This is a genomic window from Erwinia sp. 009765445, from assembly GCF_058137865.1.
The window spans coordinates 22,075-28,074 of sequence record NZ_JBYUWC010000034.1 but is presented as its reverse complement, the minus strand read 5'-3'; the positions used below and the strand labels follow the sequence as shown (position 1 = coordinate 28,074).

The window sequence follows — 6,000 nt, the reverse complement described above, 5'->3', positions numbered from 1 at the left end:
TTGAATGGGGTCATGTGCTGCTCCGTCAGCATAAGGTGACGATGAGTTTATCACCTCCAGATTTTTGCAACAGTGCCCCTGTATGGTTGGCGCGTTTATGAAGGAAGCGCTGGATGAAACCGTCAGGCACTCCGGCGTCCCGGAATAAGCCGCCAAGGCGATGCTGTACGGGCATATTCAGATTGCGCTGGCCGTGGCTTTCCGTGCGACGAACCCGTTCTCGGATGCCTGCATGATCGCCATGGAATATGGTCGTGAGAAGATCGTTAAGCCGGACTGGAAGCAGATTTTCGATCAGAAAGAGCTCGATATCGTGATTGCGCGGATGCTGAAAATTGACGCAATTCGTCGTTAATTGTGACCAGTATCAGCCACCCGGGGGCAATCATTGGCCGATCGGGCGATGAAAATGGTATAAATCCGGTATTGCCAGAGCGCAACGGCGGCCTTCAGTCCACCCGAGCGCCTGAAGCGCTGGCACCTTAACCAGACTGACGTTTAAGAGAACCCGGATGGACAAAAACTCGCCTTCTCAGGATACAGAACTGCTGACGGAAATCGCCGTCGCTTATTATCAGGATGAAATCACCCAGGAAGAGATCGCGCGTAAGTTCGGCATTTCCCGCATCAAGGTCGGGCGACTGCTGAAGCGGGCCAAGGAAGAGGGCATCGTTGAGATCAACGTTCGCTATCATCCTGTGTTCAGTATGCGTATGGAGCAGCAGCTGCTGGAACGTTTCCCCTTACAACGTGCGCTGATCGCGCTGGATCATCAGGATGATGAAGAGCAGCGGCGCCAGGTTGCAGCGCTGGTTTCCATGCACCTTTCCCAGACGCTGAAGGACAACGCCGTTGTGGCGGTTGGCCAGGGGCGTAATGTGGCGGCAGTGGCCGATCATCCTGGCAGCGTGCCGACGCGCAATTGTCACTTTATCAGCGGCATCGGTGGTACCCACCGTCCCGGTGATGCAATCAATGCCGATCATATCAGCCGCCGGATGGCGAAGAAATTTGGTGGGATCAGCGAAACGCTGTATGCACCGGCCTATGTGGAAAACCGTGCGCTGAAAGAGGCGTTTATGCAGAACGGCACCATTAAGGAGACGCTGGACCGCGCGCGGAAAGCGGATGTGGCGCTGGTCGGGATTGGGGATATGAACGAGAACAGCTATATGGTGAAGCTGGGCTGGTTCACGCCGCACGAAATTCTGGATGCACACCTGAATCAGGGCGTGACGGGGGATGTGGCGGGTTATGATTTCTTTAACACGCAGGGTGAGCACGTCGACACGGTGATGAATGACCGGGTGATTGGCCTGAGCATTGAAGAGCTGCGCAAAATCCCTTGCGTGATTGCGATAGCCTCAGAGAACACCAAGGCGATGGCAATTCTCGGCGCGTTGCGGACTGGCGCGATCGATATTATTGCCAGCTCGGCGCAAAATATCCGCACGCTGTTGAATATGACTAAGTAGTTCTGAAATTTGGCCTGCTTCAAGTTTTTCGTCCTGCTCTCGCTTTTATACTGGCTCGTTTACACCCTCCAGATAAAACGAAAGGATCTTGCTAATGGACGAACAACTGAAGCAGAGCGCTCTCGATTTTCATCAATACCCGGTTCCGGGAAAAATTCAGGTCTCTCCCACTAAACCTCTGGCCACACAGCGCGACCTGGCGCTGGCTTACTCTCCCGGCGTGGCAGCGCCCTGTCTGGAAATTGCCGCAGACCCGCTGGCCGCCCATAAATACACCGCGCGGGGTAACCTGGTGGCGGTGGTTTCCAACGGCACGGCGGTGCTGGGACTCGGTAATATCGGCGCGCTGGCCGGTAAGCCGGTGATGGAAGGGAAGGGCGTCCTGTTTAAAAAATTCGCCGGTATTGATGTGTTCGATATCGAAATTGACGAAACGGACCCCGACAGGCTGATTAACGTGGTGGCGGCACTGGAGCCGACATTTGGTGGTATCAACCTGGAAGATATCAAAGCGCCGGAATGCTTTTATATTGAGAAAAAGCTGCGTGAAAGAATGAACATCCCGGTATTTCACGACGACCAGCACGGCACCGCCATTATCTGTACTGCGGCGGTAATGAATGGACTGAGAGTGGTGAAAAAGACCTTCTCCGATGTCCGGCTGGTGGTCTCCGGAGCAGGGGCTTCGGCCATTGCCTGTATGAACCTGCTGGTGGCGCTGGGGATGCAAAAGCGCAATATCGTGGTTTGCGACTCCAAAGGCGTCATTTACCAGGGGCGCGAGCAGAACATGGCCGAAACCAAAGCGGCCTATGCGGTGCCGGACAGCGGCAAGCGCACGCTGGATGATGTTATTGCAGGTGCGGATATCTTTCTTGGCTGTTCCGGACCGGGCGTCATGAAGCCAGAAATGGTGAAGAAAATGGCTCGCGACCCGCTGATCCTTGCGCTGGCCAATCCGGAGCCGGAAATCCTGCCCCCGCTGGCGAAAGAGGTGCGGCCGGATGCGATTATCTGCACCGGGCGTTCCGACTATCCCAACCAGGTTAACAACGTGCTGTGCTTCCCGTTCATTTTCCGCGGTGCGCTGGACGTTGGGGCCACCGCAATAAATGAAGAGATGAAGCTGGCGGCAGTGCATGCCATTGCCGAGCTGGCGCTGGCCGAGCAGAGCGACGTGGTGGCTTCAGCCTATGGCGACCAGGAGCTGTCGTTTGGTCCGGATTATCTGATCCCAAAACCTTTCGATCCCCGTCTGATCGTGCAGATCGCTCCGGCAGTGGCGCAAGCCGCCATGGACTCCGGCGTGGCAACGCGGCCGATTGAGGATATGGATGCCTACCGCGAGAAGCTCACCGAGTTCGTTTATAAAACCAACCTGTTTATGAAGCCTATTTTTTCGCAGGCGCGCAAAGATCCCCGGCGGGTGGTACTGGCGGAAGGTGAGGAAGCCCGCGTGCTGCATGCCACTCAGGAACTGATCGGTCTCGGGCTGGCGAAGCCGGTGCTGATTGGCCGCCCCAGCGTGATTGAGATGCGGCTGAAAAAGCTTGGGCTGAAGATCGAAGCGGGTAAGGATTTTGAAGTGGTGAACAATGAGTCCGATCCGCGTTTCAAAGCCTACTGGAACGAGTATTACCAGATTATGAAGCGTCGCGGTGTGTCGCCGGAGCAGGCACAGCGAGCGGTAATCGGTAACCCGACGCTGATCGGTGCGATCATGGTTCATCGGGGCGAGGCGGATGCGCTGATCTGCGGCACTATTGGCGACTACAAAGAGCATTATGAGGTGATCGAAAAGCTGTTCGGCTTCCGTGAGGATGTGAAGGTTGCTGGTGCGATGAATGCGCTGCTGCTGCCAAGCGGTAACACCTTTATCGCTGATACCTACGTTAACGAAGATCCCACACCGGAACAGCTGGCGGAACTGACCTTAATGGCGGCGGAAACGGTACGTCGTTTCGGGATTGAACCGAAAGTGGCGCTGCTTTCCCACTCCAGCTTTGGCAGCTCCAACTCCTCGGCGGCCTGCAAAATGCGCCAGACGCTGGCGCTGGTGCAGGCTAAAGCACCCGAACTGGAAATTGACGGCGAAATGCATGGCGATGCTGCGCTGGTGGAGAGTATTCGCCAGGATCTGATGCCGGACAGTCCGCTGAAAGGTTCGGCTAATATCCTGATTATGCCCAACGTTGAGGCGGCGCGGATCAGCTACAACCTGCTGAGGGTTTCCAGTTCGGAAGGGGTGACCGTGGGGCCGGTGCTGATGGGTATCGCTAAACCGGTACACGTGCTGACGCCGATTGCCTCGGTACGGCGGATCGTCAATATGGTGGCGTTAGCGGTGGTGGAGGCGCAGAGCGGGCCTCTTTAATGCTGGAGATTTAAAGGCAGTAAAGACTCAGTGCAGGCACGGGGAACATAAGCCGCTCATAAAGACGCAAAAAGCGTCGTCCGTGGCAGCTCGACTCGTGCCGTCCATGGCACGAGACGCTTTATTCCCGGCTTGTATTCCCCGTGCTTTAAGCTTCTGAGTTGTTTGTGTGGAAGGCTCTAAGTTCGCTTTCTTTCAAATCCACTCTCTGACCGGCAGGAAGTCGCTGTATAGCGCGGCTTCCGGCGTGCCCGGCTCCGGCCGATAATCATATTCCCAGCGCACCAGCGGCGGCATCGACATCAGGATGGATTCGGTGCGGCCACCGGTCTGCAGACCAAACAGCGTGCCGCGATCCCACACCAGATTAAACTCCACATAGCGTCCACGACGATAGAGCTGGAAGTGACGCTCGCGCTCACCCCACGGCAGCGCTTTACGGCGTGCAACCACTGGCAGATAGGCTTTGAGGAAGCCGTCACCCACCGCCTGAGTGAAGCGGAAGCAGTGGTCAAAATCTGGCGTGTTGAGGTCGTCAAAGAACAGGCCGCCGATGCCGCGCTGCTCGTTGCGGTGTTTGATAAAGAAATAGTCGTCACACCATTTTTTATAGCGCGGGTAGACGTCTTCACCAAACGGCTGGCACAGGTCCGCAGCGGTCTGATGCCAGTGCACGGCATCTTCAGTAAAGCCGTAGTAAGGCGTCATATCGAAGCCGCCGCCAAACCACCACACCGGATCGGCTCCCGGCTTCTCGGCGATAAAGAATCGCACGTTGGCATGACTGGTTGGAACAAAGGGATTTTCAGGGTGGATCACCAGCGACACGCCCATCGCTTCAAAGCTGCGGCCTGCCAGTTCGGGACGGTGCGCCGTGGCTGAAGCTGGCATCTGGTCGCCATGCACGAGCGAGAAGTTAACCCCAGCCTGTTCGAAAACGGCACCATTGCGCAGGACACGACTGCGCCCGCCACCGCCACCTTCACGGGTCCAGCTGTCTTCATCAAATCCGGCGCGGCCATCAGCCTGAGCCAGCTGCTGGCAAATCTGGTCCTGTAAACCCATCAGGAACTGTTTAACCTGGGCGATATCGGGTGCGTTCATGGCATAACCTTGGCTTTAAATTAACGCGCGCAGTATACGTCAAAAAGGCTTAGCCGGGGCGGCGGTTATTGGCATCAAACTCATTAAAGTAGCCAACAATCCCGTCAACAATCGCTCTGGCAATCTTCTGGCGGAAGGCCGTGGTGCCCAGCAGGCGCTCTTCCGACGGGTTGGTAATAAATGATGTTTCCACCAGAACCGACGGGATTGACGGAGATTTCAGCACCGCAAAAGCGGCCTGTTCCGTGTGCTGGCTGTGCAGGTGATGCACAGGATGGATCTGGTTCAGTACATGTTTGCCCAGCGTCAGGCTGTTTTTAATGGTATCGGTCTGCACCAGGTCGAACAGCACCTGTTGCAGATAGTGATCTTTCTCAGCCGCTTTCACGCCACCGACATCATCCGCCGCGTTTTCACGCTGAGAAAGATAACGCGCCATGCTGCTGCTGGCACCACGGTTAGACAGCGCAAACACCGACGCGCCGTTGGCATCCGGGCTGGTAAAGCCATCAGCATGGATTGACATAAACAAGTTAGCGCCGTGCTGATGCGCAATCTCCACCCGCTCGCCTAGCGGAATAAAGTGGTCGGTCTCGCGCGTCAGGCGTGCCTCAATATGTGGGTGAGTGCTGAGCATATGGCGAATATGGTTAGCGATCTCCAGTACCACATGCTTCTCTTCCGATCCCTCTTCGCCAACCGCGCCGGAATCAATCCCGCCGTGGCCAGGGTCTATCATGACAATCTTTTTGCCATTTGCGGGCGGTGGCGGCGGGGTGTGAGCTTTGCTGCGGGAAGCGGTGAGCTGCAGCGTGGCATTTTCTTCCTTAGCCCTGACCGATCTGTTGGCCAGCAATGCCAGCGCCAGACCAGAAAGTAAAAGGTTGCGGCGGGTGGTCAGTGGGGTCATCGGGCCAAATTTTTTCATTACTCTTCCTCAGGGCACAAAGTGCTTATTGTTATATCGTAACAATCGTGCTGCGGCGAGAAGGGAACTATTTCAACTTTTTACTTTTTATTTCAGCGCGCTAACAGGACAGGCTGCCT

4 protein-coding genes and 1 pseudogene are annotated in these 6,000 nt (G+C 56.0%); 3 read left to right on the top strand and 2 right to left on the bottom strand.

Annotated elements, in window-relative coordinates; translation table 11 throughout:
* Positions 1–76: 76 nt before the first annotated feature.
* From AC3Y5R_RS23605 to maeB, 3 genes and pseudogenes are all read left to right on the top strand, one after another.
* Positions 77–355 (top strand): annotated as a pseudogene (locus tag AC3Y5R_RS23605) (phosphogluconate dehydrogenase C-terminal domain-containing protein); the annotation flags it as partial.
* 157 nt (positions 356–512) lie between these two features.
* Positions 513–1,475, top strand: a complete 963-nt coding sequence (locus AC3Y5R_RS23600; protein WP_489923343.1) for a sugar-binding transcriptional regulator — start codon at positions 513–515, stop codon at positions 1,473–1,475.
* Positions 1,476–1,569: 94 nt separating this feature from the next.
* On the top strand, positions 1,570–3,849 hold the full coding sequence (gene maeB, locus AC3Y5R_RS23595; RefSeq protein WP_489923342.1) for an NADP-dependent oxaloacetate-decarboxylating malate dehydrogenase: 2,280 nt from the start codon (positions 1,570–1,572) through the stop codon (positions 3,847–3,849).
* Between the two features lie 195 nt (positions 3,850–4,044).
* Here the strand turns inward: maeB and hemF are convergent, their stop codons facing one another.
* Positions 4,045–4,953 (bottom strand): oxygen-dependent coproporphyrinogen oxidase, encoded by a 909-nt coding sequence (hemF, locus tag AC3Y5R_RS23590; RefSeq protein ID WP_489923341.1) that lies wholly within the window; start codon positions 4,951–4,953, stop codon positions 4,045–4,047.
* Between the two features lie 49 nt (positions 4,954–5,002).
* The gene (gene amiA / locus AC3Y5R_RS23585) at positions 5,003–5,881 is read right to left on the bottom strand and encodes an N-acetylmuramoyl-L-alanine amidase AmiA (protein WP_489923340.1); all 879 of its coding nucleotides are present in this window, start codon (positions 5,879–5,881) and stop codon (positions 5,003–5,005) included.
* Between the last annotated feature and the right edge of the window lie 119 nt (positions 5,882–6,000).

What these genes read in the sequence shown, in the direction of transcription:
- amiA (WP_489923340.1), bottom strand. Translation starts at nt 5,881, where the DNA reads ATGAAAAAATTTGGCCCGATGACCCCACTGACCACCCGCCGCAACCTT.
- AC3Y5R_RS23600 (WP_489923343.1), top strand. Translation starts at nt 513, where the DNA reads ATGGACAAAAACTCGCCTTCTCAGGATACAGAACTGCTGACGGAAATC.
- maeB (WP_489923342.1), top strand. Translation starts at nt 1,570, where the DNA reads ATGGACGAACAACTGAAGCAGAGCGCTCTCGATTTTCATCAATACCCG.
- hemF (WP_489923341.1), bottom strand. Translation starts at nt 4,953, where the DNA reads ATGAACGCACCCGATATCGCCCAGGTTAAACAGTTCCTGATGGGTTTA.